This is a genomic window from Streptomyces thermocarboxydus (assembly GCF_024760485.1).
GTDB lineage: Bacteria > Actinomycetota > Actinomycetes > Streptomycetales > Streptomycetaceae > Streptomyces > Streptomyces cellulosae.
Genome location: NZ_CP058273.1, coordinates 2,228,814 through 2,252,915 on the forward strand (window position 1 = coordinate 2,228,814; position 24,102 = coordinate 2,252,915).

Consider the following 24,102-nt stretch of genomic DNA (forward strand, 5'->3'; position numbering starts at 1 on the left):
TCAGCAGCCGGCCAGGCGGGCCGCCAGGTAGCCCTCGATCTGGTCGAGGGAGACCCGCTCCTGCTTCATGGTGTCGCGCTCACGCACGGTCACCGCGTTGTCGTCCAGGGTGTCGAAGTCGACGGTCACGCAGAACGGCGTGCCGATCTCGTCCTGGCGGCGGTAGCGGCGGCCGATCGCGCCGGCGTCGTCGAACTCGATGTTCCAGTGCTGCCGCAGCGCCTGGGCGAGACCCTTGGCCTTCGGAGACAGCTCCGGGTTGCGGGACAGCGGCAGCACCGCGACCTTCACCGGCGCGAGGCGGGGGTCGAGCCGCAGCACGGTCCGCTTCTCCATCTTGCCCTTGGCGTTGGGCGCCTCGTCCTCGACGTACGCGTCGAGCATGAAGGCGAGCATCGCCCGGCCGACACCGGCTGCGGGCTCGATGACGTACGGCGTCCAGCGCTCGCCGGCCTCCTGGTCGAAGTAGGAGAGGTCCTGGCCGGAGGCCTTGGAGTGCGCGGTGAGGTCGTAGTCGGTGCGGTTGGCGACACCCTCGAGCTCGCCCCACTCGCTGCCGCCGAACTGGAAGCGGTACTCGATGTCAGCGGTGCGCTTGGAGTAGTGGGAGAGCTTCTCCTTCGGGTGCTCGTACCACCGCATGTTCTCCTCGCGCAGGCCGAGACCGGTGTACCAGTTCCAGCGCTGCTCCATCCAGTACTCCTGCCACTTCTCGTCCTCGCCCGGCTTGACGAAGAACTCCATCTCCATCTGCTCGAACTCGCGGGTCCGGAAGATGAAGTTGCCGGGCGTGATCTCGTTGCGGAAGGACTTGCCCATCTGGGCGATGCCGAACGGCGGCTTGCGGCGCGAAGTGGTCTGCACCTGGCCGAAGTTGGTGAAGATACCCTGGGCGGTCTCGGGGCGCAGGTAGGCGACGGAGCCGGAGTCCTGCGTCGGGCCGAGGTGGGTGGAGAGCAGACCCGAGAACTGCTTGGGCTCGGTGAAGGTGCCCTTGTTGCCGCAGTTGGGGCAGTTGAGGTCGGCGAGGCCGTTCTCCGGGGCGTGCCCCTTCTTCTCCTCGTACGCCTCCTCCAGGTGGTCCGCGCGGAACCGCTTGTGACAGGAGGTGCACTCGGTGAGCGGGTCGGTGAACGTCGCGACGTGACCGGAGGCGACCCACACCTCGGGGGCCAGGATGACGGACGAGTCGATGCCGACCACGTCCTCGCGCGACGTCACCATGTAGCGCCACCACTGGCGCTTCAGGTTCTCCTTGAGCTCGACACCCAGCGGCCCGTAGTCCCAGGCGGCACGCTGGCCGCCGTAGATCTCACTGCAGGGGAATACGAAGCCACGGCGCTTGCTCAGGCTGACGATGGTGTCGATCTTGTCGGCGGCCACGGTGCTCTCTTCATTACGACGACGGGCGACGAAGCGGAGATGCTTCCAGCGAATGCCTCAGGTTACCGGCGGGGACGGCCCCTCGACCAAATCGGTCCCCCCAAGCGGACCCCCGGGAGGCCGGCGGGACCCGCGACGGGGATCACCAGAGGCTTTGTTGACAACGGTTTCCATCTTCGTTGAAAATGACTGTCATGAACGTACGACGACGTCACATATCCGCGGTCGCGCTCACCGCGGTCGCCGCCCTCGGGTTCGGCACCCTCACCGCCTGCTCGTCCGACAGCGCCGCCGCGGGCGACACCGGCACGTTCGACGTCGTCGCGTCGTTCTATCCGATGGCCTTCCTCGCCGAGCGGATCGGCGGTGAACACGTCCACGTCACCAGTCTCACCCAGCCCGGCCAGGAGCCGCACGACCTGGAGATCAGCGCCCGGCAGACCGCGCAGCTCGAGGAGTCCGACGCGGCCCTCTACCTCAAGGGTCTCCAGCCCTCCGTCGACGAGGCGATCGGCCAGTCCCCCATCGCCACGAAGATCGACGCGTCCGCGCTGACCACGCTGGAGGAACACGGCACCGAGGCCGGCCACGGCGAGGAGCACGGGGACGAACACGGCGACGAGCACGGCCACGACCACGAGCACGAGGGCGGCGACCCCCACATCTGGCTCGACCCGGTGAGGTACGCCGAGGTCGCCGAGGGCGTCGGCAAGGCCTTCCAGAAGGCCGACCCGGACCACGCCGCCGACTACCGCGCCAACACCGCGACCCTGGTCAAGGACCTCAAGGCGCTCGACGCGAAGTTCCGCACCGGCCTCGCGGACCGCAAGACCGACGTCTTCGTCACCACCCACGCCGCCTTCGGCTACCTCGCCGAGCGCTACGGGCTGACCGAGGAGGCCATCAGCGGCCTCGACCCCGACACCGAGCCCAGCGGGGCACGCGTGAAGGACCTCCAGAAGATCGCGAAGGAGGACGGCGTCACCACCGTCTTCTACGAGACCCTGGTGAGCGACAAGACCGCCAAGACCCTCGCCGGTGACACCGGGCTGCGGACCGACGTCCTCGACCCGGTCGAGGGCATCACCGACCACTCCCGCGGCGAGGACTACTTCCAGGTCATGGAGGCCAACCTCACGGCCCTGCGCACCGCGCTGGGCGCCCGGTGAACCCCGACGACGCGACACCGGAGGACGGCGTGACCAACGAGCCCGTCATCACCCTGCGGGGGGTGCGCGCCGAGCTGGGCTCGCGCCCCGTGCTCCGCGGCATCGACCTCACCGTGCGCCGCGGCGAGGTCGTCGCCCTGCTCGGCGCCAACGGCTCGGGCAAGTCGACGGCCGTGCGCAGCGTGATCGGCCAGGTGCCGGTCACCGCCGGGGAGATCGAGCTGTTCGGCACCGAGCGGCGCCGGTTCCGCGACTGGGCGCGGGTGGGCTACGTCCCGCAGCGCACCACGGCCGCCGGCGGGGTGCCCGCCACGGTCACCGAGGTCGTCTCCTCCGGGCGGCTCGCCCGCACCCGCTTCGGCCTGTTCCGCAAGGCCGACCGGGAGGCCGTCCGCCGGTCCCTGGAGCTGGTCGGCATGGCGGACCGCGCCAAGGACTCCGTCGACGCCCTGTCCGGCGGCCAGCACCAGCGGGTGCTGATCGCCCGCGCGCTCGCCTCCGAACCGGACCTGCTGATCATGGACGAGCCGATGGCGGGCGTGGACCTGGCCAGCCAGGAGGTCCTCGCCGACACCCTGCGCACGCAGGTCGACCAAGGCGCCACGGTCCTGCTCGTCCTGCACGAACTCGGGCCGCTGGAGCCCCTGATCGACCGGGCGGTCGTCCTCCGCGACGGCTGCGTGCTGCACGACGGCCCGCCGCCCAAGGCGGTCGGCCAGCACGCCCTGCCCGGCCACGACCACGTACACCCGCACGCACCGGCGGACGCCGGACCGATCCGCACGGGACTGCTGAGCTGATGGAGATCCTCGACTACGCCTTCATGCAGCGGGCGCTGCTCGCCGCCGTCCTGGTCGGGATCACCGCCCCCGCCGTCGGCGTCTACCTCGTCCAGCGCCGCCAGGCGCTCATGGGCGACGGCATCGGCCACGTCGCGATGACCGGCGTGGGCCTCGGCTTCCTGCTGTCCTGGTCCCCGGTGTGGATGGCCGCCGTGGTCTCCGTCGTCGGCGCCGTCTTCATGGAACTGGTCCGCTGGTACGCCCGCACCCGCGGCGACATCGCCCTCGCGATGCTGTTCTACGGCGGCATGGCCGGCGGCGTCATGTTCATCAACCTCGCGCCCGGCGGCTCCACGTCGAACCTGTCGTCGTTCCTGTTCGGCTCGCTCTCCACGGTGTCGCCGTCCGACGTGACCGCGATCTGCGTGCTGGCCGCGTTCGTGGTGCTGGTCACCGTGGGTCTGCGGCGGCAGCTGTTCGCGGTCAGCCAGGACGAGGAGTTCGCGCGGGTCACGGGCCTGCCGGTGCGGTTCCTGAATCTGCTCACGGCGGTCACGGCCGCGGTCACGGTGTCCGTGGCGATGCGCGTGGTGGGCCTGCTGCTGGTGAGCGCGCTGATGGTGGTGCCGGTCGCGGCGGCCCAGCAACTCACCCGGAGCTTCGCCGCCACGTTCGCGATCGCCGTCGCGATCGGCGTCAGCGTGGCCGTCGGCGGCACCGTCACCTCGTACTACCAGGACGTGCCGCCCGGCGCGACGATCGTGCTGCTGACCATCGGCGCCTTCATCCTGCTGACCGTGCTGGCCGCCCCGCTGGCCCGCCGCCGCGCCCGGGCGCTGGCCGCCGCACGTCCCGGACCCGACCCCGCGGAGTGCTCGATTCCGGCCAGTCGCGCGGCGGACGGCAAGGTCGGCGCCTGACTGGCCGGTACCCGGACTGGCACAATGGCCCGGGCAGCAGCAGACGTGAGGAGGCATTCCGGTGACGACCGCAGGACCGCCCGTGAAGGGCCGCGCCACCCGGCAGCGTGCCGCCGTGGCGGCTTGCCTTCAGGAGGTCGACGAGTTCCGCAGCGCGCAGGAACTGCACGACATGCTCAAGCACAAGGGCGACTCGGTCGGGCTCACCACGGTCTACCGCACGCTGCAGTCCCTCGCCGACGCCGGTGAGGTCGACGTCCTGCGCACCGCCGACGGCGAGTCCGTCTACCGCCGCTGCTCCACCGGCGACCATCACCACCACCTGGTGTGCCGCAGCTGCGGCAAGGCCGTCGAGGTCGAGGGCCCGGCCGTGGAGAAGTGGGCGGAGGCCATCGCCGCGGAGCACGGTTACGTGAACGTGGCCCACACGGTGGAGATCTTCGGCACGTGCGCGGACTGCGCGGGGTGCACGAACCAGTAGGAGGCACGCGGGGCGCCCGCCTGTACGAGCCGAGGCGCCCTCAGCCCCTCCCGCCCATGTCCTCCCGCCGCAGCAGCACGACATGGCACGCGGCGGCGGACAGGAGCACCACCGCGCCGATCGCCGTCAGCGCGCGTCCCGGGCCCACAGGCACCAGCAGCCAGGTGCCCAGCACGCCTCCGCCGAAGATGCCCGGCACCGTCGCCGCCCACCGGGAGCGGGCCGGCCGGCGGTGCGGCGCCGGTCACCGTGAGGGGGCGGTGCAGCAGGTCGTCGACCGACTCCGCGAGGGCGGTCCGGCTCAGCAGGGCCGGCGCGCCGGGCACATGCATGCGCGGCGCGGTGGACGCCCGTAGCCCCACCGCCAGGGCCACCCCGCCGACCACCCCGTAGTCGGTGTGGTCGACGACCTTCGCGAGGCCGTGCCGGCCGAGTGCCACCGAGCCCGCGGCGATCAGCAGCCCCTCCCCGGCCGGCCCCGCCACGAACCAGGGGCGGCCCCGCGCGTCGAGCGCGGTGAGCGTCAGGCCGCCGGCCGCGGCGCCCGTCGCGAACGCCGCGGCAGCCCGCGCCACCGGCGCGTCCCCCGCGCCCGCCGGCGCGAACGACGGGAACTGCACGTTGCCCGTCACCAGCGCGCGGAACACCTTGCCCGGCATCAGGAAGCTCACCGCGTCCACGGCGCCCGCGATCACCGTGAGGACGGTCATGGCGGCGGTGCGCCGCACCTCGGACGGGGGCACGTCGTCGGACATGGGGCCGGCATGGCCAGGGCGGCCGCGCGCGCCCGGCAGCAGCCGTGCGACACGCGGCCGGACACCACGCCCGGCGCAGGCCGGGTCAGGACTGGCGGCCCTCCATGGCCAGCAGCTCCTCGTTGGGGATGGCCCCGCCGAACCGGCGGTCGCGCGAGGCGAACTCCAGGCACGCCCGCCACAGGTCGCGCCGGTCGAAGTCCGGCCACAGCACGTCCTGGAAGACCATCTCGGCGTAGGCGCTCTGCCACAGCAGATAGTTCGAGGTGCGCTGCTCGCCGCTGGGCCGCAGGAACAGGTCCACGTCCGGCATGTCCGGGTAGTACAGGTACTTCCGCAGCGTCTTCTCGTCGACCTTCGACGGGTCGAGGCGGCCCGCCTTCACGTCCTCGGCGAGCGCCTTCGCGGCGTCGGCGATCTCCGCGCGGCCGCCGTAGTTCATGCAGAAGTACAGGGTGAGCCGGTCGTTGTCCTTGGTCTGCTCCTGGGCGACCTGAAGCTCCTTGGCGACGGACTTCCACAGCTTGGGCATACGGCCCACCCAGCGGACCCGGATGCCCAGCTCGTCGAGCTGGTCGCGGGTCTTGCGGATGAAGTCCCGGTTGAAGTTCATCAGGAAGCGCACCTCGTCGGGCGACCGCTTCCAGTTCTCGGTGGAGAAGGCGTAGAGCGAGATGGCGCCCACGCCCATCTCGATGCCGCCCTGCAGCACGTCCAGCACGCGCTCGGCGCCGACCTTGTGCCCCTCGGTGCGGGGCAGACCCCGCTCCTTCGCCCAGCGCCCGTTGCCGTCCATGACGATCGCCACATGGTTGGGGATCAGCTCCCCGGGAAGCTTCGGGGGCCGCGCGCCGGAGGGGTGCGGTTCCGGGGTCCTGTACTCCCGGCGCTGCCGCCCCAGGAATCCGCGTACGGCCATGTGTCTCTCGTCTCCTCGTGCTGGTCCTCGTGCTGAGGGGGGCTTACTGCTTCTCGACGTACCGGAGCGAGCGCAGCCCGCGCTCCAGATGCCAGTGGAGGTAGGCGGACACGAGCCCGCTCCCCTCCCGGACGTACCGTGCCTCGCAGGCGTCCGCGGTGGCCCAGTCTCCCGTGAGCAGTGCGCCCAGGAGTTCGAGGGCCTGCGGCGAGGGTACGACGCTCCCGGGGACGCGGCAGTCGGCGCACACGGTTCCGCCCGACGCGACCGAGAAGAAGCGGTTCGGTCCTGGCATGCCGCATTTCGCGCAGTCCGTGAAGCTGGGCGCGTAGCCGTTGACCGCGAGGGAGCGCAGCAGGAACGCGTCGAGCACCAGGTGCGGGGCGTGCTCGCCCCGGGCGAGGGTGCGCAGTCCGCCGACGAGCAGCAGATACTGCTGGACGGCCGGCTCGCCCTCGTGGTCGGTGAACCGCTCGGCGGTCTCCAGCATGGCCGTGCCGGCGGTGTAGCGCGCGTAGTCGGTGACGATGCCGCCGCCGTACGGTGCGATCGTCTCGCTCTGCGTGCACAGCGGCAGGCCGCGTCCGACGAGCTCGCTGCCCTTGGCGAAGAACTGCACGTCCACGTGCGAGAAGGGCTCCAGGCGCGCGCCGAACTTCGACTTGGTCCGGCGCACGCCCCTCGCCACGGCGCGCACCCGCCCGTGACCGCGGGTGAGCAGGGTGATGATCCGGTCCGCCTCACCCAGCTTCTGGGTGCGCAGCACGATGCCGTCGTCGCGGAACAGACTCATGGCAGCCATTGTCCCGCACGTTCACGGCACCTCGCCGCGACTCCTGGCGTCGGCGTACGCGGTGGCCGCGCGCAGCCGTTCCTCGGGGGTCGCGTGCCGTACGGCCCGGGGGTCGGCGTCCCACTCCCGTCCGCCGCCGTACGGCCGCAGCTGCACGTAGGGGCCCTCGTGCCCCATGACGATGCCGAGCCGCTCGGCGCGGGTGTCCACGACGTACGCACCGACGGGCGGCTTCACCGCTCCACCGCCGCCCGGAACGCCTCCCGCATTTCTTTCACCACGTCCTCCGCTTCCCCTGCGCATCCCGCCGACTGGTGTTCCGAGACCGTGATTCCCGCCCCTGACGAATTCACGCTTCATGTCACACATGTGACGTCAGGTGTCTGGACTTACGGAGTTTCCGCAGGTGCGGTGCGGGGCGGTGGACCGGTTTTCCGGTGTGCCGGAATGCGGGCGACAAGCGGAGGAACGTACGGACGGGGCGCTTTTCGCCGAAGAAAATACGGGAAAAGCCGACCCCGTTCTGCGCTTTTCCGAATTCGCGCCGGAACGACGTCAGAACGAGGCGGAGGCGGGTGTCCGGGGCGTGGCGACGAGCCGCAGCCCGACGTCCACGAGCGTCCAGCCGAGACGCGTGCGCAGTCCGCGCGGAGGCGCCGCCGCGACGGCGAGACGGTACGCGTCCGCCTCGGCGCGGAGGTCCGCGGCACGGACCCGGTGCAGGTCCGGGAAGCTCGTCGGATGCATGGGGCTGCCTCTCATGCCGTACGGGTGGGGAAGAGGTGGGTGTGCACGCGGACCTGCTCGGCGTCCGGCGTCCCGTCGGCGGGGGCGCGGTCGCGGTAGCTGTCGACCAGGGCGTGCATCCTCTGGACGAGCTCCGCCGCCTGGTCGGGGGTGAGGCGCAGCGTCAGGTCGCTCATGTCCGCGGCCCGGCGCCAGGCCTCGGGCCACTCGGCGGACGTGCCGAGCCAGGTGGCGACCTCCCGCGTGTGGGTGTTCGCCACCTCGTGCAGGAACAGGTCGGCGGCCCCGCGGACCTCCGGGTCGCCGTCCCGGAGCAGGGTCTCGTCGAAGCTCACGCCCTCGTGGGCGGCCTTCCACCACCGCTCACGCCCCTTGCCGCGCTCCGGCGCGTCCTCCACGAAGCCATGGGCGGCGAGCTGCCGCAGGTGGTAACTGGTGGCGCCGCTGGACTCGCCGAGCTTCTCGGCCAGTTGGGACGCGGTGGCGGGGCCGCCGCGCCGCAGGGCGCTCAGCAGCCGCATCCGCAGGGGGTGCGCCAGACCGCGCAGGGAGCGCGCGTCGAGCTGGTGCAGCCGGGGGTGCTCGGACTCGTTCGGTTCCTGCGGTGTCTCGGGCTTGTCCATGCGTCCGAGGATAGACATGCAAAGAACCCGTTGCAAGGGTTCCTTTGCAAACCTCTCTTTGCATCGCGTTCTTTGCATCGCGTTCTTTGCAGCGGGTTCTTTGCATGCGGACCATATGCCGATGACGCCGAAGGCGTGACGTTTCCGCAGGGGTGCAACCGGGACGTGCGGCCCCGCTCTCCTCTCCTGCGAACCGACACTCCTTCGGTGAGGAGAGCGACATGACCGCCCCCGCTTTCGAGTACGGACCGAATCCTTCCGCCGCCGGGCAGCCGGGCGCCGACTACCTGCTGGCCCCGCCGGACCCGGCCACCCGTGTCGGCGCCCTCATCGACCCGCGTGACCGGCGCCGCCTCGACCTGCACGCCGCCCTGACCGCCGCGGGCATCCCGCCGCGGCCCGAGGACCGCGAGGCCATCGAGCACCTGAGCGCGCTGTCCGCCGGGATCAACAGCACCATCCAGCGCTGGCTCCAGCACACCTTGTAGGGGCTCAGCCGGCGCCCGGGGCGACCAGGCCCGACTCGTAGGCCACGACCACCAGTTGGGCCCGGTCGCGGGCGCCGAGCTTGCCCATCGTGCGGCTCACATGGGTCTTCGCGGTGAGCGGGCTCAGCCCCAGCGTCTCGGCGATCTCCGTGTTGTTGAGGCCGCGCGCGACCAGCGTCAGCACCTCCGCTCCCGGTCGGAGAGGCAGTCGGGGCCCGCCGTGACCGGCGCCGCCCTGCGTCGAGTCGGCGCCGGCGGGCAGGTAGTCGACCGCCCGGTTCTGCTGCGCGCCGCTGAACTTCCCGGCGAGCGGCCCGAGCAGCACCAGCGCCGCCACCCACAGTCCCACCACCGCCCAGGGCACGGCCCGCCGCCCCCCGTGCGCCTGTCCTGACTGCTCCCATGAGCCTCGGCTCCCCTCCGGTCCGGTCCACTGGATCTGCTGTCCAGCCTTCCGGCGGCGGGGAGCCGGGACGTCCGGCCTGGGACCGAAACGGCGGGTACTGCGGCGGGCGGCCGGGACGGGGCCGTTACTCCCCCGGGAGTAGCGGCCGGGCCCGGCGGGAGGTCAGCCCCGGTCGACCATCCAGGTGCCGTCCTCCTCGTCGTCGACCCGGATCTCCAGCTCCCGCAGGCTCATGCCGGCCTCCCACAGCTCACGGAAGCGCTTCATCCGGTCGTGCACGTGGTCCTGACGGGCGATCAGCCGGGTCCGGATGTTGACGTCGCGGAGGTCCTGGTCGATCTCGAAGGACACGGCCTCGTCGTAGACGATGAAGTCGTTGGTGGTGCCGCGCAGCAGATGCGGCGGCAGCTCCGGCAGGACGGCCACGCGCACCTCGATGTGCAGCACCTCCTGCTCCTCGCACAGCCGCAGCAGCCGGTCGTCCAGCTCCCGGGCGCTCTCCAGCAGGAACAGCCGGCGCACCGGGACGCCCTGCTCGATCGCCTCCGCCTGGGCGTGCAGATAGCGGCTGGCGGGCTCGCTGTTCCAGAACGTCCGGTCGACGGAGGTGCTGGTGGCGCAGATCGACTTCTCCGCGGCCCGGGTGAGGGTGAGCATCCAGTCGTGGTTCTCGCCCGGGCACTCCGCGGTGAGGGTGGTGAGGTCGCTGAGGTGTCCGATCACCCGCTGCATCTCCAGCCGGACGAAGGTGGAGAGGATCGGCAGGCCGGGCGAGAGGACCTCGGCGAAGTTGGCGGCCAGGTCGGACACGGACTCGATGCGCACCAGCGGCGGCGCCGGCGGTGCGGGCTCGGCCGGGCGGGGCGGCGGCACCAGGCGCGTCTCGACGAGCTGCTTCATGTCCTCGGTGTGCCGGGTCAGCCCGTGCTGGAGTTCGTCGTAGCGCCGTAAGCCGCCGCGGACGGTGGCGGCGGTCTCGGCCAGCAGGCTCTCCGCGCGCCGGGCCCGCTCCTCGGCCGCCCGGTCCGGGACCAGCACGAGGTGCTGGACTGCGACGGCGGCGACGGCGACCAGGGCGGCGGCGCCGAGCTGCCGTGCCGCGCCGTCCTCCGGGCTGAGCAGCGCGGCGAGGCCCCAGGTGAGCAGTCCGGCGACCAGGCCCACCAGCAGCCTGCGCCGCCACGGGACGGGGTCGGGACGCTCGGCCTGACCGTCGGACCGGGTGGCGTCCGGGGCGCCGGGCGTCCTGGGCGTCCGGTCCTCGGGGTGTTCGGGTGTGCCCACCGCGCCCGGCGGGCCGGCCGTGTCGTCGGGCTGGGGTGTCTGTGCCGTGCTCATCTCGCTTCTCCCCCCGTTGGGAAACACGTCGGTTCGGGATGCGGACTGTGCGTGGGGGTCCGGACGAGGCCGCTCACGGCTGGTGGGCGTCTCGCGGGCAGGGGTTCGGGGCCGGGTCGCGTTCAGGGCGCGGGCTCCACCTCCCGGTGCACGGGCGGGATCGCGTGCAGGGTGAGCTGGTCCCGGACGCGCTGGACCAGGGCGAGCCACTGCCGGGTGAACCCGGGCCGCTCCTCCAGCGCCTCCCACAGCGGGGCCAGCCGCCCGGACACACGGGCCCGCGGCATCCACAGGTGCAGCAGATGGTCGACGGCAGGCCGCAACGCCCTTACCGTTGGCGGGAGTTCGCCGTCCCCGGCGGTACGGGGCCAGGTGCCGGGCGCGGCGGGGCCGAGGCGGATGCCGTCGAGGACGCGGACCAGGGTGGTCAGCAGCCAGTCGTGCAGGGCCAGGTCCTCGCAGAGCCCGGCCAGGTCGGCGGCGGGGATGTCCTCCGGGACGCGCAGCCGTACGGTGCGCAGCTCGTCCTCGGCGAGGGTGAACCGCTCCAGGGCCGGCGCCTCGCCCGCCGGCGCGGTCAGCGCCACCCAGCGCAGCCGGGTCTGCCGGGACCTGAGCGGCGGCCGCTGGTCGAGCAGCGGGTGCCGCAGCAGCCGGGTGAGCAGTCCCCCGGCGATCAGCCCCAGGTCCAGGTCGCCGTGGCGCCCGCCGTCGAGCAGACCGGCGGCGACGGCGTCGTACGGCAGCTTCCCGAGCGGCTCGACCACCGCGGGCCGCACCAGGTAGTCGCCCCAGGGGCGGCGGCGGTCGGGCCCGGAGGCGGGGAGGGTGAAGTACGCCGAGGTCTGCAGGACGCGCCCCTCGGTGAGCGCGGCGCGCGCGGCGACCGTGCCGACGGCGCGGACCCGGGCGCCGCCGGCGCTGGGCAGCGGGCAGTCGACGCCGGTGAGGGTGTCCGGGGAGCGCCCGTAGAGGTTGGGGCGCTCGGACACCAGGACCCGCTCGTCGGCGCGCAGCCGCAGCAACTGGGCGGCGGCGCGGCTGTCGAGGGCCTGCCCGGCGGGCAGCAGGCAGGTGCGGACCTCGCCGGAGGCCAGCACGGTGCGCGGCGCGGCGGTGGCGGGCGGTGCACCGGGGGCCGGCATCTCAGGTCTCCTCGCAGTAGACGTAGGAGACGCGGTCGGCGACCGGGCCGGGGACGGGCACGCCTTCGCCCGCGGACCGCTCGGCGGCCTGGCGCAGGGCGTCCCGGTCCACGTCGGTCTGGTCGAGGATCACCCGCACGGCGTGCTCGACGGGCAGGAAGCGGCCGGGCAGCACCGAGCAGGTGCGGTAGGCGGCGAACGGGTCCGCCCGCTCGCCGAGCCGCACCAGCGGCGGCAGGTCGTCCCACTCGTCGGGGAACGCGCCGGTGTGCGGCTGCGGTTCGAAGACGGCCTCGCCCTGGTGGCGCAGCAGTCCGAGGCGGGCGAGCTGCCACACGGCGGCCAGGAAGGGGCAGGACCACAGGCGTTCCCCGTCGGGCGTCTCGTTCCACAGCTCGACGTCGAGGAAGACGGAGTGGCGGCGGGCGGCCGTCTCGCGGGGCGGCTCCCAGGCGGCGACCTTCCGCATGGCCTGCGGGGCGCGGGCGGTGGGGCTGCGCACACCGTTGGCGAGCCAGCCGGTCTGGGCGGCGGGCGGGCGGTTGCCGTAGCTGCCGGGCGGCGGCTCCTCGACGATCCGCGCGGCCACGGCCTCGGCGACGGGCACCTTCCCGCTGACGGCGCACGCGGACTCGCGGGCGAGGTAGTCCACGGCCAGCCCGGCGCGCTCGGCCTCCTCCAGCAGCATGGGGACGACCTCGGCGGGGCTCGCGAACCGGGTGAAGTAGTCGTCGATCAGGAAGCAGGTGCTGATCCGGGCGCGCCGCCCGCCGGCCCGGTCGGCGGCGACGGCGCGGGCGGCCTCGGCCCAGGGACGGACCCGCGCGAAGTGCCGGCGCAGATGCTCGGGCCCCGCCTCGAAGTCCTCCATGTAGAGGTGCCCCAGCTCCAGGGAGAGGTGGGAGAGGGGGACCGCCTGGGTGCGGGGTTCGGCGGTGGTCTCACGGAACACCGCTTCGGTCATAACAGCCCCCAGTACGCGTCGTCGGTGAGGCGCCGGGCGATCTCCTCGAGCGCCTCCAGCGTCTCCTTGTTGGCGATCTGGGTGGCGAGGACGTCCTCCTCGGTGATCAGCTGTTCCCGCCACTGCAGGATCGGCTCCAGCGGCACGGTGCCGAGCACCACGCTGTCGCCGATGTGCTGGTCGGAGGCGAGCCGGCGCAGCGCCCGGTTGCAGGACTGCATCCAGGCGGCCTGGGCGGGCGAGCCCTGCGCCCACATGGCCGACTCCGGGTCGGGCACGGCGGCCCGTACGAAGCGGATGTTGCCCTGGAGGGTGTGCTCGTCGTGCCCGCGGTCGACGCCGCCGCGGAGGATGCCGTTCTCCTTGTGGACCAGGCCGGCGGCGGCGATGACGTGCTGTCGGGTCCAGCGGTGGAACACCAGCCAGCGGTAGGAGACATGACGCATCTGCGGGTGCGCGGTGGCCGCGAGGACGAGGTCGACGGCGTAACTGCGGCCGGCGCTGAGGTCGACCATGACGAGGTCGAACTCGCTGTTGAGGCGCAGCAGCAGGTCGACGCAGCGCTCCAGCGCCTCCTCGCCGGTGGCGAACTCGCCGCCGCCCGCGTCGCCGGGGTAGAGGACGAGCCGCCCGGACTGGTTCTGCCGGGCGCGCAGCACCGGGTGCTCGGTGTGCCGCCAGATGTCGATGCTGGCCGGTTCGGTGACCTCGCCCTCCAGGTAGGAGTGCAGGCCGCGTTCCTCGGTGCCGCGCAGGGCGCTGGGCACGTCGAAGACGGCGGCGGCGGTGGGCGAGCCGAAGTCGAAGTCGACGTAGGCGACGTGGTCGCCGGTGAGGGCGCGCTGGTAGGCCAGGTTGGCGCTGGTGACCGAGCGGCCCGTGCCTCCCTTGTCGGAGGCCGCGAAGACGAGCACGGCTCAGCCCTCCTGCGCGGCGGCGTCCCGGGCCTGGGCCAGGGTGTCGAGTTCCCGCAGGACGGGCAGGGCGAGCGCGAAGGCGGTGGCGGGCCGCTCGTCGACGAGGCCGCGGGCGTGGTCGAGACGGTTCTCTATGCTCCGCATCGCCCGGGCGCGGCTGCCGTCGTCGCCGGTGGACGCCTCCAGTTGCTCCCTGCCGAACAGGTGTGTGGCCTCGCTGAGCAGGTCCCGGGCCAGGTCGGCCAGGTCGGGGCTGCGGATGGGCTCCTGCTCGTACAGGTTGCGGGCGGCGACCAGGCACTCGGTGACGCGCTCGGTGACGCTCCAGGACAGGCGGCGGTTGACGTCCTTGGCGTCCGGGAAGACGGCGCGCACGTCGTCCCAGAGGCCGGCGCCGTGGCCGTCCTCGATCCTGCGGCTCCACAGGTGCTCGAAGGTCTGCTCGGCGAGGCGCAGCAGCCGGTCCTGCGCCTCGATGTTCCGGGACAGCTCGGCGAGCTGCACGGTCCGCTTGAGCAGTTGGGCGGAGAAGTCGGTCATGCGCCACTGGAGCCGTGACCCCGAGCGCTCGGACCCGGCGAGCGGCATCAGCACACCCGGGTCGTGCAGCCGGACGACCGGGTCGTTCCTGGTCATGCGGCTGGTGACACGGCCTCTGTCGGCGAGCCGCTCCATGATGGAGACGGTGCGGGTGAGGTCGTCGTCGGTGGCCCTGCGGCGCACCAGGTCGTGGACGAGGATGGCCGCGACGGTGAGGGAGAAGTACTCGGACTCCAGGCGCAGTCCGGTGGTCTGCCAGGGCAGGTCCTCCAGGGGCCAGCGCTCGGTGCCGAAGCGGGCGACGGCCGACCAGTACTGCTGGCTCAGCTCCCAGCGCAGCCGCAGCGCCTCGGCGAGTTTCTGCTGGTCGGCGTCCAGCAGTCCGAGGGTGAGGGTGCGCTCGGAGAAGAGGTCCTGGATGCCGTCGAGGGCGACGACGGTGAAGTACACGTAGGGCAGCCGGTCGGCGATGCCGTCGGGCTGGCCGGGCACCGGGGTGTCGAGGTCGGTGACCTTGGGGGCGTCCTTGACGACGCCCCAGGCCCAGCCGCACTCGAAGAGCTGGCTCTCGTCTCGGATGGACTCGTCGACCTCGATGCCGCGGCTGAGGCTTTCGATGATGGTGGCGCGCAGCGGCCGGAAGCGGCGCGCGAACTGCTGGAGGACGGCCCGGTCGGAGTGCCGGTTCTGGCCGATGACCTGGATGAGCCGCCGGCCCTGCTCGGACTCGGCGTCGAAGACGTTGACCGCGAAGGAGCGCAGCAGGCTGACCATGGCGGCGGTGAGGCGGAGGCTGGTGGCCTCGCGGAGTTCGCCGAGCGCCCGGCGCACGTCGGGGCGGGTGGTGCTGCTCTCGTAGACCTTGAGGAAGCCGAGGGTCGCCAGGCAGAGCGTGACGGACATCGAGTAGGAGTCGACGACGCCTAACTTGCCCTGTTCATAGCTCAGTTCGAGGTCGGGGTCGACGGTCTTGAAGTACGGTCCGCCGGCGAAGGTGGGGGCGTCGTCGGGGCCGGTGTGGGTGCGCATGAACTGGGTCAGCGCGGCGATCACGTTGGGCGGGATCTCCAGCCTGCTGCCGACGCGCTCCAGCGCCTGGAGCACGTCCCGTTCGGTGGTGTCGGGCTGGTCCAGGCGGAACGCGGGGATCTCGGTGGCGGGGTACAGCAGGCAGAGCAGCCGCTCGGCGTCCGCGACACTGCTGAGCCCGTCGGTGTCCCCCCACACGAGCTTGCCGTCGTCGAACGAGTGGCGGGCCGCGGCCCGCCAGATGTCCAGCAGATGCTGGCGTGGCTTGATCTGCATCCCCCTACCCCTCGTACAGATCGTGTGCAGACATGGTCCCCGTTCCTACGTGTCCGCAATCGCCGAATTTCGCCGTCCGAGGGCGAGAATGATGCCCTCGTGCCCCTCGCGCACCATGTGGTGCAGATCGTGGATCTCCAGGTCGTCGGCCCAGTCGGCGAGGCTCTCGCGGACCCGCTCCTCGTTGACCCGGTAGGCCGGATAGCGGTGGTCGCCCACCTGGTAGCCGACGGATTCCTTCATGAAGGCGGTGGCGAACGGGGCGCCCTCGTTCAGCGCGCCCATGAAGCAGGTGACGCCGCGGCGGAACTCCTCGGGGCACTCGGACATGGAGTCGGCGACGAAGAACATGGTGCCGATGTCCCAGCGGCGCTGGCCGTCGAGGTCGAGGAGGTTGGCGCGCTCGACGCGGACGATCTCCCCGAACCGGCCGCGGGGTTCGACGGCGGCGTAGGCGGGGTGCTCGCGCAACTGGTCCCAGAAGGGGTCCCAGACGGTGTCGAACCCGGCGGGTGACGCCTGCTTCTCCAGGTACTCCACGTTCGGCTGCGCGTACTCCAGGAGCAGGACCTTCTCGCACCAGGGCAGCATGGACAGCGCCGGGTAGAGGTTGGCCCCGGCGCCCACGTCGACGCCGCGGGCGGTGCGCGGGGCCCCGTCCGTGAAGGACTTGCCGAAGTAGTCGCGCATCAGCCGCACGATCAGCAGATCGACCTCGAGGGGGCTGCGGTAGTTCGCGTCGACGTACGCCTCAGGATCGAACTTCGCCCACGGGGCGTCGGCGTTACGGTCCATCATCACCCTGCCGCGTTCCATTCAGTGTCGGACAAGACCGAGTGCCCTGTCTGCGCCGTTCCGCTGAACGTCGGCAGGTGAAGCAGCATCTCCGGTTCTCGCACGGTAGGCCGAAGTGGCACGCGGAGACAGCCAGGAACACGCCGTTCCTCGTCGACGGGCGCACGGAAGGCGCACGCCGGTGGTCCGTGCACCCCTGAACTCGCCCTTGCACGCGGTGAGTTGACGGCTCACTCTAACCAGAGACGCCACCGGCCGCCACCGGAAGCAGCAATCCCTTCCGGGTGAACGCCGGTGTCTTGGCGTTGACGCATCCGCATGTCCCGACTGGGGGGTGGCATGACCGCCGAACCGCTGGAGCGCACCCTGGACCGGCACGGTCGGCTCGCGGGACCCGAGGGGTTCCCGGAGCCGGGACGCCTGGTGCTGAGGGGAGCCCTCGAGTCCGATCTGCCCGAGCTGCGCCGGCTCGACGAGGAGGTGTTCCAGGAGGTCGCCTACCCCGCCTTCCTGCTCCGCCAGCTGTACGACGTCTACGCCCAGCACTTCCTGGTGCTGGACGACGGCGCGGGCGGGCTGCGCGGCTACGTCCTGGCCGCGACCACCGCGTTCGGCCGGGACAGCTGGATCCTCGGTCTGTGCGTGACCGAGGGGGACCGCCGGCACGGGCTGGGCCGGGAGCTGATGACGGAGATCCTCGCGCGGCTCCGACAGGACGGCATCGACACGGTGCGCCTGACCGTGGAGCCCGCCAACCGGGCGGCGATCCTCCTCTACCGTTCCCTGGGCTTCACCCCGGAGGAGCCGGACGGGGGCCTGCGCCGGGACTACTTCGGGCCGGGCGAGCACCGGCAGGTTCTGCGACTGGAGCTGTGTTAGACGGGCGGACGCGTCAGGACGGCGACCGCGCGACACGGACCGGGCCCGGACGCGTCGCCGGAGACCGGTCTGTTCAGGACGGCGTCCGCCGGAGACCGGCCTGGTTCAGGACGGTGTCCGCGCCGCCGCCAGCAGGCGGCCGACGTCGTCCGAGCAGATCGTGAGGGCCGCGCCCACCGTGGCGAGGGCGTCCCGTTCCGCGGGGGTGTACGGGCCGTCGGCCAGGGCGATCCGCGCGCCCTGGAGCAGGATCGACTCGCGGCCGGGTCCGGCCAGGTGCGGGGCCAGCGGGTCCAGCGCCTCGTGCAGTTCGATGGAGAGACCCGCCACGCAGGGCTCACCGGTGAACCGGCCGGTGTCCTCCTCCAGCGCCTCGACCAGCGCGGCCAGCTGCTCCTCCGTGCAGTCCTCGAAGCCGGCCGCGCGCACCCCGGCGGCGGCGGTCTCCAGGGCGGCGCGGGAGCAGGTGCCGCCCGCGGCGAGCACGGCGAGGGCGACGGTGTGGACGGCGTCCCGCAGCATCGCGGAGAAGCGGGTGGTGGTGGGGTGGTCCAGCACGTCGGTGCCGAAGTGGCCCCGGCAGGCGGCGCACTCCACGGTCGGCGCGCACACCCCGCGCGGCAGCACGGGCACGCCCAGCACGGTGAACCGGCGGCGTCCGGTGAGCCGCTGGTAGTTGCGGTCGCCGCCGCAGTTCGGGCAGAAGAACTCCCCGTCGCCGACGGCGGTCCAGGCGGTGCGGGTGCCGACCAGGCGGCGCGCACGTCCGGCGGCAGCGGTACGGCCGTCGGGTCCCTGTTCTGGCAGCACGTCGCACCTCCATCAACGCCACACAGCTCCGTCGCCGCGCTTGCGTGATGTTAGCCACATCCGGGAGGCGGAGTCAGTACCCGGGACGAGACCTTTCCGTGACCATCACAGGTGTTGGCCGGTAACCGACGCCGGGGCCCCGCCCGCCGTGACGGCGGACGGGGCCCCGGATTCGCTCGAGCAGGCTGCTCAGCGGGTTGCGCGGTTGACGGCGGAGACGACCGCCTTCAGCGAGGCGCGGGTGGTGTTCGCGTCGATCCCGATGCCCCACAGCACCTTGTCGCCGATGGCGCACTCGATGTACGAGGCGGCCTGCGCGGAGGCGCCCTCGCTCATGGTGTGCTCCTGGTAGTCCAGCAGGCGTACGTCGATACCGATGCCCTGGAGGGCGTCGAAGAAGGCCGAGATCGGACCGTTGCCCGTGCCGACCAGGGTGGTCTCCCGGCCGTCGACCGTGGCCTGGACGGTGAGGGTGTCCACGCCGTCGTGGTCGGTGGTGCTCTGGCCGCCGGCGACCTGGATGCGGCCCCAGGGGTTGTCCGGGTTGGGCAGGTACTCGTCCTGGAAGACCGCCCAGATGTCGGCCGGGGTGATCTCGCCGCCCTCGGCGTCCGTCTTGGCCTGGATGATCTTCGAGAACTCGATCTGCATCCGGCGCGGCAGTTCCAGCTTGTGGTCGTTCTTCAGGACGTACGCCACACCGCCCTTGCCGGACTGCGAGTTGACCCGGATGACCGCCTCGTAGGAGCGGCCGACGTCCTTGGGGTCGATCGGCAGGTACGGCACGGCCCACTCGAGGTCGTCGACGGTGACGCCCTTGGCCTCGGCCTCGGCCTCCATGGCGTCGAAGCCCTTCTTGATGGCGTCCTGGTGGGAGCCGGAGAAGGACGTGTAGACCAGGTCGCCCACGTACGGGTGGCGCGGGTGGACCTCCATCTGGTTGCAGTACTCCCACGTACGGCGGATCTCGTCGATGTCGGAGAAGTCGATCTGCGGGTCGACGCCCTGCGAAAACAGATTCATGCCCAGGGTGACCAGGTCGACGTTGCCGGTGCGCTCGCCCTGGCCGAACAGGCAGCCCTCGACGCGGTCGGCGCCGGCCATGACCGCCAGCTCCGCCGCCGCGACGGCCGTGCCGCGGTCGTTGTGCGGGTGGGCGGACAGGCAGACGTACTCACGCCGGGAGAGGTTGCGGTGCATCCACTCGAAGCGGTCGGCGTGCGTGGACGGCGTGGAACGCTCCACGGTGGCGGGCAGATTGAGGATGATCTCGCGGCCCGGTCCGGGCTGGTAGACGTCCATCACCGCCTCGCAGACCTCCAGCGCGAAGTCCAGCTCGGTGTCGGTGAAGATCTCGGGGCTGTACTGGTAGCCGAACTCGGTTTCGGGGCCCAGCAGCTTCTCCGCGTACTCCATGACCAGGCGGGTGCCGTCGACGGCGATCTGCTTGATGTCGTCCTTGGAGCCGCGGAAGACCACGCGGCGGAAGACGGGCGCGGTGGCGTTGTACAGGTGGACGGTGGCCCGCTTGGCGCCCTGCAGGGACTCCACGGTGCGCTCGATCAGGTCCTCGCGGGCCTGGGTCAGCACGGAGATGGTGACGTCGTCGGGGATGGCGTCCGGGTCCTCGATGATGGAGCGGACGAAGTCGTAGTCGGTCTGGCCGGAGGCGGGGAAGCCGACCTCGATCTCCTTGTAGCCCATCCGTACCAGCAGGTCGAACATGGCGCGCTTGCGCACGGGCGACATGGGGTCGATCAGGGCCTGGTTGCCGTCACGCAGGTCGGTGGAGAGCCAGCGGGGCGCGGTGGTGATCCGCTTGTCGGGCCAGGTGCGGTCGGGGATGTCGACCTGCTCGTACCGGCCGTACTTGTGGATCGGCATGCTGCTGGGCTGCTGGCGGTTCGCCATGATGCGGGGGCTCCTCGGTGGTCCGCGGGGTGTCCTGGGGGACGGCCGACGGCGCAGCGCCAAACTCCGCGGGGAGGGGGTCGGCCTCTAGCGCAGACCCTCACCGCGGCAGCTAAGGAGAAGCAGCCCGAAGTGCATGATGCTCCGCAGCTTATCCGAGTCGCCCACCGTGCGGGGTTGCGTATCAGTATGCGGGATCGGCGGGATGAACGGGACAAAGAGTGCCGTATACCACTTCCGTAGCGGGCGGCGGGCGGTTATCGCGGGGAAATTCATCCGTCATGGTCGCGGTTAGTGACAGGTCGATCACCGAGTGCAATGGTTCCGGCATGACGACGAACGGGGGCCACCGGCCCGTCTTCTGCACCATCGTCCCGCCGCACGTCCTCGACCGGCTCTCCCAGGCCGGGGACCCGCTGGTCCACGGGCCCGCGCGCCGCACCCTGCGCCGCGACGCCTACGAGCGCACGCAGCGCCGGCTGACCACGGTGGTCGGCGCGCCCGCCCTCACCACGCGCGCCGCGGCGGCCGAGCCGGGCACGCCGCAGCGCACCGTGTACGACGCGGGGCACGGCACCGACCTGCCCGGCGAGAAGGCGCGCGGCGAGGGCGAGGAGCCCGGCCAGAACGCCACCGTCAACCGCGCGTACGCGGGGCTCGGCGCCACCTTCGAGCTGTTCCTGAAGGAGTTCGGCCGGGACTCGATCGACGGGAGCGGGCTGCCGCTGGACGCCACCGTCCACTACGACCGGGACTACAACAACGCGTTCTGGAACGGCGAGCAGATGGTGTTCGGCGACGGGGACGGGGAGATCTTCCTCGACTTCACCGTCGCGGTCGACGTCATCGGCCACGAACTCGCCCACGGCGTCACGCAGTACACCGCGAACCTCGACTACTTCGGCCAGTCGGGCGCGCTCAACGAGTCGGTGTCGGACGTCTTCGGCGCGCTCATCAAGCAGTACACGCTGGGCCAGACCGCCGAGGAGGCCGACTGGCTGATCGGCGCGGGCCTGCTCGCCCCGCGCGTCACGGGCGTGGCCCTGCGCTCGATGAAGGAGCCGGGCACGGCGTACGACGACGACGTGCTCGGCAAGGACCCGCAGCCGGCGACGATGGACGACTACGTCCGCACCGGCCGGGACAACGGCGGCGTCCACATCAACTCCGGCATCCCCAACCACGCGTTCTACCTGGCGGCGACCACCCTCGGCGGCCACGCATGGGAGCGCGCCGGGCAGATCTGGTACGACGTGCTGACGGGCGGGGAGCTGGACCAGGACGCGCAGTTCACGGACTTCGCGACGCTCACCCTGAAGGCGGCGCGCGCCCGGTACGGGGAGGGCGCGGAGCTGAACGCGGTCACCAAGGCGTGGGAGCGGGTGGGGGTGCGCACGCTGTAGTTCCGTACTAGACACGGACCATGCGTATTCAGGTACGGCGCACGGGCGGCTTCGCGGGGATCGAGCGGCAGGCCGAGGTGGACACCTCGGGCCGGGCCGACGCGTCCGAGTGGCACGCCCTGGCCGAGCGGGCCCTGGCGGCCGGGCGGACCACTCCCCCGGCCGGGGTCCCGGACGGCTTCAGCTACACGATCACGGTGGACGGCAGGACGGTCCACTGCGCGGACCCGGGGCTTACGGAGGAGCAGCGGGCGCTGATCCGGCGGGTGCTGAAGGAGGGCGCGTAACCGGCTTGTTGCGTAAGGGCGTTGACGTGGCTCGGGCGGGGTGCGGATGATCCGGGCCATGGTGACGACTGACCCGATCCCCCGCTTCCCGGCCGGCTTCCTATGGGGTGTGTCGACCTCGGCGCACCAGATCGAGGGGGCCGTCGACGAGCGTGAACCGTCGGTGTGGGACGTGTTCACGGCGGAGCCGGGGACGGTGCGGGACGGCTCGACGGCGGCGGTGGCCTGCGACCACGTTCACCGCCATCGCGAGGACGTGGGGCTACTCGCGGGCCTCGGCGTGGACGCGTACCGCTTCTCGGTGTCGTGGCCGCGGGTGCGGCGCGCGGGCGGGCTGGACTTCTACGACCGGCTGGTCGACGACCTGCTGGCGGCGGAGGTGCGGCCGGTGCCGACGCTGTTCCACTGGGACCTGCCGGCGGACCTGGACTGGCTGGAGCGGGACACGGCGGAGCGGTTCGCGGAGCATGTGGCGCGGGTCGCCGCGCGCCTCGGCGACCGGGTGACGAAGTGGATCACCCTCAACGAGCCCGCCGAGCACACGCTGCTGGGCCATGCGCTGGGCGTGCACGCGCCGGGCCGTTCGCTGCTGTTCGACGCGCTGCCGGTGGCGCACCACCAGCTGCTGGCGCACGGCCTGGCGGTACGGGCGCTGCGCGCGGCGGGGGCGTCCGACATCGGCATCGCGAACTCCCACGGACCGACGTGGCCGGCCTCGGACGACGAGGCGGACGTGGCGGCGGCGGACTTCTACGACACGCTGCTGAACCGCCTGTTCGCCGACCCGCTGCTGCTCGGCCGCTACCCGGAGGGCATCGGCGAGCTGATGCCGGGGGACGTGGAGGCGGACCTGAAGGTCATCGCGGAGCCGATCGACTGGTACGGGATCAACTACTACGCGCCGACGCGGGTGGGGGCGCCGCAGGGCGCGGAGATCGAGTTCGGGGGCGTCCGGATGCCGGCGGAACTCCCCTTCTCCGTGAGGGAGATCGAGGGCCATCCGGTGACGGACTTCGGCTGGCCCGTAGTCCCGGAAGCACTCACGGAACTGCTCGCGCTGTTCCGTGAACGCTACGGGGACCGCCTCCCCCCGCTGATCATCACGGAGAACGGCTGCGCGTACGACGGCGTGCACGACACGGACCGCGTCACGTACCTGGACGGCCACGTCCGCGCGCTGCACCGGGCGGTGGAGGCGGGGGTGGACGTCCGCGGCTACTTCGTGTGGTCGCTGCTGGACAACTTCGAATGGGCGGAGGGGTACGGCCGCCGCTTCGGCCTGGTCCACGTGGACTTCGACACGCAGCGGCGGACGCCGAAGGCGTCGTACGACTGGTACCGCGCGCTGCTGCGGGAGCAGCACGGGTGCCGGCGGGGCGCTTAGAAGCCGAGGCGGCGCAGCTGCTTCGGGTCCCGCTGCCAGTCCTTGGCGACCTTGACATGGAGATCAAGGAAGACGGGCGTGCCGAGGAGGGCCTCGATCTGCTTGCGCGACTTGATGCCGACGTCCTTCAGGCGCTTGCCCTTGGGGCCGATGACGATGCCCTTCTGGCTGGAGCGCTCGATGTAGAGGTTGGCGTGGATGTCGAGCAGCGGCTTGTCGGCGGGGCGGTTCTCGCGGGGCAGCATCTCCTCGACGACCACGGCGATGGAGTGCGGCAGCTCGTCGCGCACGCCCTCCAGGGCGGCCTCGCGGATCAGCTCGGCGACCATGACCTGCTCGGGCTCGTCGGTGAGGTCGCCCTCGGGGTAGAGCGCGGGGCCCTCCGGCATGAGCGGGATCAGCAGGTCGGCGAGCAGGTCGACCTGCTGGCCGGCGGTGGCCGACACGGGGACGATCTCCTGCCAGGAGATGCCCAGCTCCTTGCCGAGCTGGTCGACGGCGATGAGCTGCTCGGCGAGCGCCTTGCTGTCGACGAGGTCGGTCTTGGTGACGACGGCGATCTTGGGGGTCTTCTTGATCCCGGCGAGCTCCTTGGCGATGAAGCGGTCGCCGGGGCCGATCTTCTGGTCGGCGGGCAGACAGAACCCGATCACGTCGACCTCGGCCCAGGTGGTCCGCACGACGTCGTTCAGCCGCTCCCCCAGCAGGGTGCGCGGCTTGTGCAGCCCGGGGGTGTCGACCAGCACGAGCTGCGCGTCCGGCCGGTGCACGATGCCGCGCACGGTGTGCCGGGTGGTCTGCGGCCGGTTGGAGGTGATCGCCACCTTCTGCCCGACCAGAGCGTTCGTGAGGGTGGACTTGCCCGCGTTGGGCCGGCCCACGAAGCAGGCGAAACCGGCCCGGTGAACGGCGTCGGCCGGCTGCTCGGATGACTGGGTACGAACACTCATGCCGCCCA

Annotated in this window: 25 protein-coding genes and 1 pseudogene; 9 read left to right on the plus strand and 17 right to left on the minus strand. The window is 71.9% G+C overall.

The window, feature by feature from the left end; translation table 11 throughout:
- Positions 1 to 1,383, minus strand: coding sequence for a glycine--tRNA ligase (locus AY578_RS10380; protein WP_019523183.1), 1,383 nt, complete (start codon positions 1,381 to 1,383; stop codon positions 1 to 3).
- 194 nt (positions 1,384 to 1,577) lie between these two features.
- Here AY578_RS10380 and AY578_RS10385 point away from each other — a divergent pair, with 194 nt between their 5' ends.
- The 4 genes from AY578_RS10385 to AY578_RS10400 all read left to right on the plus strand — a co-directional run bounded on the left by AY578_RS10385 (position 1,578) and on the right by AY578_RS10400 (position 4,735).
- Positions 1,578 to 2,552 (plus strand): metal ABC transporter substrate-binding protein, encoded by a 975-nt coding sequence (locus tag AY578_RS10385; protein ID WP_028961158.1) that lies wholly within the window; start codon positions 1,578 to 1,580, stop codon positions 2,550 to 2,552.
- A 29-nt stretch (positions 2,553 to 2,581) separates the two neighbouring features.
- A complete protein-coding gene (locus AY578_RS10390) occupies positions 2,582 to 3,352 on the plus strand; it encodes a metal ABC transporter ATP-binding protein (protein ID WP_136239056.1) in 771 nt (256 codons plus the stop codon).
- Positions 3,352 to 4,254, plus strand: coding sequence for a metal ABC transporter permease (locus AY578_RS10395; protein ID WP_028961159.1), 903 nt, complete (start codon positions 3,352 to 3,354; stop codon positions 4,252 to 4,254). The genes AY578_RS10390 and AY578_RS10395 overlap by 1 nt, the downstream gene beginning before the upstream one ends.
- Positions 4,255 to 4,315: 61 nt before the next feature.
- Positions 4,316 to 4,735, plus strand: coding sequence for a Fur family transcriptional regulator (locus tag AY578_RS10400; RefSeq protein ID WP_026243574.1), 420 nt, complete (start codon positions 4,316 to 4,318; stop codon positions 4,733 to 4,735).
- On the opposite strand, the gene AY578_RS10405 is transcribed toward AY578_RS10400, so the two are convergent.
- The 6 genes from AY578_RS10405 to AY578_RS10430 form a co-directional block, all read right to left on the minus strand.
- Positions 4,663 to 5,490 carry a DUF1275 family protein gene (locus tag AY578_RS10405; RefSeq protein ID WP_136239055.1) on the minus strand — a complete coding sequence of 276 codons (828 nt, stop codon included), beginning with the start codon at positions 5,488 to 5,490 and terminating at the stop codon, positions 4,663 to 4,665. The two genes, AY578_RS10400 and AY578_RS10405, sit on opposite strands and share 73 nt — an antisense overlap.
- Positions 5,491 to 5,575: 85 nt before the next feature.
- Positions 5,576 to 6,409 carry an isoprenyl transferase gene (locus AY578_RS10410; protein WP_028961160.1) on the minus strand — a complete coding sequence of 278 codons (834 nt, stop codon included), beginning with the start codon at positions 6,407 to 6,409 and terminating at the stop codon, positions 5,576 to 5,578.
- Positions 6,410 to 6,452: 43 nt separating this feature from the next.
- Positions 6,453 to 7,202: a DNA repair protein RecO gene (recO, locus tag AY578_RS10415; RefSeq protein ID WP_019523177.1), complete on the minus strand. Its 750-nt coding sequence runs from the start codon at positions 7,200 to 7,202 to the stop codon at positions 6,453 to 6,455.
- A gap of 21 nt (positions 7,203 to 7,223) precedes the next feature.
- Complete coding sequence (locus tag AY578_RS10420) at positions 7,224 to 7,439, minus strand: hypothetical protein (RefSeq protein WP_019523176.1); 216 nt, start codon at positions 7,437 to 7,439, stop codon at positions 7,224 to 7,226.
- 318 nt (positions 7,440 to 7,757) lie between these two features.
- A complete protein-coding gene (locus AY578_RS10425; RefSeq protein ID WP_028961161.1) occupies positions 7,758 to 7,949 on the minus strand; it encodes a hypothetical protein in 192 nt (63 codons plus the stop codon).
- 11 nt (positions 7,950 to 7,960) lie between these two features.
- Positions 7,961 to 8,572 (minus strand): ArsR/SmtB family transcription factor, encoded by a 612-nt coding sequence (locus tag AY578_RS10430; protein ID WP_258902284.1) that lies wholly within the window; start codon positions 8,570 to 8,572, stop codon positions 7,961 to 7,963.
- Positions 8,573 to 8,793: 221 nt separating this feature from the next.
- Here AY578_RS10430 and AY578_RS10435 point away from each other — a divergent pair, with 221 nt between their 5' ends.
- Entirely contained in the window at positions 8,794 to 9,060 is a 267-nt protein-coding gene (locus tag AY578_RS10435) for a hypothetical protein (protein ID WP_019523173.1), read from the plus strand.
- A gap of 4 nt (positions 9,061 to 9,064) precedes the next feature.
- On the opposite strand, the pseudogene AY578_RS10440 reads toward AY578_RS10435, so the two are convergent.
- From AY578_RS10440 to AY578_RS10470, 7 genes and pseudogenes are all read right to left on the minus strand, one after another.
- Positions 9,065 to 9,354 (minus strand): annotated as a pseudogene (locus tag AY578_RS10440) (response regulator transcription factor); the annotation flags it as partial.
- Positions 9,355 to 9,628: 274 nt separating this feature from the next.
- Positions 9,629 to 10,804 (minus strand): hypothetical protein, encoded by a 1,176-nt coding sequence (locus tag AY578_RS10445; RefSeq protein WP_019523172.1) that lies wholly within the window; start codon positions 10,802 to 10,804, stop codon positions 9,629 to 9,631.
- 122 nt (positions 10,805 to 10,926) lie between these two features.
- Complete coding sequence (locus AY578_RS10450) at positions 10,927 to 11,949, minus strand: SCO2521 family protein (protein ID WP_258902285.1); 1,023 nt, start codon at positions 11,947 to 11,949, stop codon at positions 10,927 to 10,929.
- Between the two features lies 1 nt (position 11,950).
- On the minus strand, positions 11,951 to 12,913 hold the full coding sequence (locus AY578_RS10455; protein ID WP_137209689.1) for an SCO2522 family protein: 963 nt from the start codon (positions 12,911 to 12,913) through the stop codon (positions 11,951 to 11,953).
- On the minus strand, positions 12,910 to 13,827 hold the full coding sequence (locus tag AY578_RS10460; RefSeq protein ID WP_019523169.1) for an SCO2523 family variant P-loop protein: 918 nt from the start codon (positions 13,825 to 13,827) through the stop codon (positions 12,910 to 12,912). The genes AY578_RS10455 and AY578_RS10460 overlap by 4 nt, the downstream gene beginning before the upstream one ends.
- 3 nt (positions 13,828 to 13,830) lie before the next feature.
- Positions 13,831 to 15,675 (minus strand): SCO2524 family protein, encoded by a 1,845-nt coding sequence (locus AY578_RS10465; protein WP_019523168.1) that lies wholly within the window; start codon positions 15,673 to 15,675, stop codon positions 13,831 to 13,833.
- Between the two features lie 45 nt (positions 15,676 to 15,720).
- A complete protein-coding gene (locus tag AY578_RS10470; RefSeq protein WP_019523167.1) occupies positions 15,721 to 16,473 on the minus strand; it encodes an SCO2525 family SAM-dependent methyltransferase in 753 nt (250 codons plus the stop codon).
- A 336-nt stretch (positions 16,474 to 16,809) separates the two neighbouring features.
- On the opposite strand from AY578_RS10470, the gene AY578_RS10475 reads away from it, so the two are divergent.
- Complete coding sequence (locus AY578_RS10475; protein ID WP_019523166.1) at positions 16,810 to 17,349, plus strand: GNAT family N-acetyltransferase; 540 nt, start codon at positions 16,810 to 16,812, stop codon at positions 17,347 to 17,349.
- 105 nt (positions 17,350 to 17,454) lie between these two features.
- Here AY578_RS10475 and AY578_RS10480 read toward each other — a convergent pair whose 3' ends face one another.
- Complete coding sequence (locus AY578_RS10480; protein WP_258902286.1) at positions 17,455 to 18,159, minus strand: TerB family tellurite resistance protein; 705 nt, start codon at positions 18,157 to 18,159, stop codon at positions 17,455 to 17,457.
- Between the two features lie 189 nt (positions 18,160 to 18,348).
- Complete coding sequence (gene leuA, locus AY578_RS10485; protein WP_019523164.1) at positions 18,349 to 20,070, minus strand: 2-isopropylmalate synthase; 1,722 nt, start codon at positions 20,068 to 20,070, stop codon at positions 18,349 to 18,351.
- A gap of 329 nt (positions 20,071 to 20,399) precedes the next feature.
- Between leuA and AY578_RS10490 the strand changes: the two genes are divergently transcribed.
- Genes AY578_RS10490 through AY578_RS10500 form a run of 3 tightly spaced genes read left to right on the plus strand, consistent with a single transcriptional unit; the run spans position 20,400 to position 23,144 of the window.
- A complete protein-coding gene (locus tag AY578_RS10490) occupies positions 20,400 to 21,473 on the plus strand; it encodes a M4 family metallopeptidase (protein ID WP_258902287.1) in 1,074 nt (357 codons plus the stop codon).
- 20 nt (positions 21,474 to 21,493) lie between these two features.
- Positions 21,494 to 21,760, plus strand: coding sequence for a protealysin inhibitor emfourin (locus AY578_RS10495; RefSeq protein WP_189901803.1), 267 nt, complete (start codon positions 21,494 to 21,496; stop codon positions 21,758 to 21,760).
- 58 nt (positions 21,761 to 21,818) lie between these two features.
- Positions 21,819 to 23,144 (plus strand): GH1 family beta-glucosidase, encoded by a 1,326-nt coding sequence (locus AY578_RS10500; protein WP_258902288.1) that lies wholly within the window; start codon positions 21,819 to 21,821, stop codon positions 23,142 to 23,144.
- Here the strand turns inward: AY578_RS10500 and era are convergent.
- Positions 23,141 to 24,094, minus strand: coding sequence for a GTPase Era (gene era, locus AY578_RS10505; RefSeq protein ID WP_019523160.1), 954 nt, complete (start codon positions 24,092 to 24,094; stop codon positions 23,141 to 23,143). The genes AY578_RS10500 and era overlap by 4 nt on opposite strands.
- Positions 24,095 to 24,102: the final 8 nt, after the last annotated feature.

Bases quoted from the DNA above. Each gene is read 5' to 3' on its own strand.
- AY578_RS10385 (WP_028961158.1), top strand. From the start codon at position 1,578: ATGAACGTACGACGACGTCACATATCCGCGGTCGCGCTCACCGCGGTC.
- AY578_RS10395 (WP_028961159.1), top strand. From the start codon at position 3,352: ATGGAGATCCTCGACTACGCCTTCATGCAGCGGGCGCTGCTCGCCGCC.
- AY578_RS10405 (WP_136239055.1), bottom strand. From the start codon at position 5,490: ATGTCCGACGACGTGCCCCCGTCCGAGGTGCGGCGCACCGCCGCCATG.
- AY578_RS10410 (WP_028961160.1), bottom strand. From the start codon at position 6,409: ATGGCCGTACGCGGATTCCTGGGGCGGCAGCGCCGGGAGTACAGGACC.
- recO (WP_019523177.1), bottom strand. From the start codon at position 7,202: ATGAGTCTGTTCCGCGACGACGGCATCGTGCTGCGCACCCAGAAGCTG.
- AY578_RS10425 (WP_028961161.1), bottom strand. From the start codon at position 7,949: ATGCATCCGACGAGCTTCCCGGACCTGCACCGGGTCCGTGCCGCGGAC.
- AY578_RS10430 (WP_258902284.1), bottom strand. From the start codon at position 8,572: ATGGACAAGCCCGAGACACCGCAGGAACCGAACGAGTCCGAGCACCCC.
- AY578_RS10435 (WP_019523173.1), top strand. From the start codon at position 8,794: ATGACCGCCCCCGCTTTCGAGTACGGACCGAATCCTTCCGCCGCCGGG.
- AY578_RS10445 (WP_019523172.1), bottom strand. From the start codon at position 10,804: ATGAGCACGGCACAGACACCCCAGCCCGACGACACGGCCGGCCCGCCG.
- AY578_RS10450 (WP_258902285.1), bottom strand. From the start codon at position 11,949: ATGCCGGCCCCCGGTGCACCGCCCGCCACCGCCGCGCCGCGCACCGTG.
- AY578_RS10455 (WP_137209689.1), bottom strand. From the start codon at position 12,913: ATGACCGAAGCGGTGTTCCGTGAGACCACCGCCGAACCCCGCACCCAG.
- AY578_RS10465 (WP_019523168.1), bottom strand. From the start codon at position 15,675: ATGCAGATCAAGCCACGCCAGCATCTGCTGGACATCTGGCGGGCCGCG.
- AY578_RS10470 (WP_019523167.1), bottom strand. From the start codon at position 16,473: ATGATGGACCGTAACGCCGACGCCCCGTGGGCGAAGTTCGATCCTGAG.
- AY578_RS10475 (WP_019523166.1), top strand. From the start codon at position 16,810: ATGACCGCCGAACCGCTGGAGCGCACCCTGGACCGGCACGGTCGGCTC.
- leuA (WP_019523164.1), bottom strand. From the start codon at position 20,070: ATGGCGAACCGCCAGCAGCCCAGCAGCATGCCGATCCACAAGTACGGC.
- AY578_RS10490 (WP_258902287.1), top strand. From the start codon at position 20,400: ATGACGACGAACGGGGGCCACCGGCCCGTCTTCTGCACCATCGTCCCG.
- AY578_RS10495 (WP_189901803.1), top strand. From the start codon at position 21,494: ATGCGTATTCAGGTACGGCGCACGGGCGGCTTCGCGGGGATCGAGCGG.
- AY578_RS10500 (WP_258902288.1), top strand. From the start codon at position 21,819: ATGGTGACGACTGACCCGATCCCCCGCTTCCCGGCCGGCTTCCTATGG.
- era (WP_019523160.1), bottom strand. From the start codon at position 24,094: ATGAGTGTTCGTACCCAGTCATCCGAGCAGCCGGCCGACGCCGTTCAC.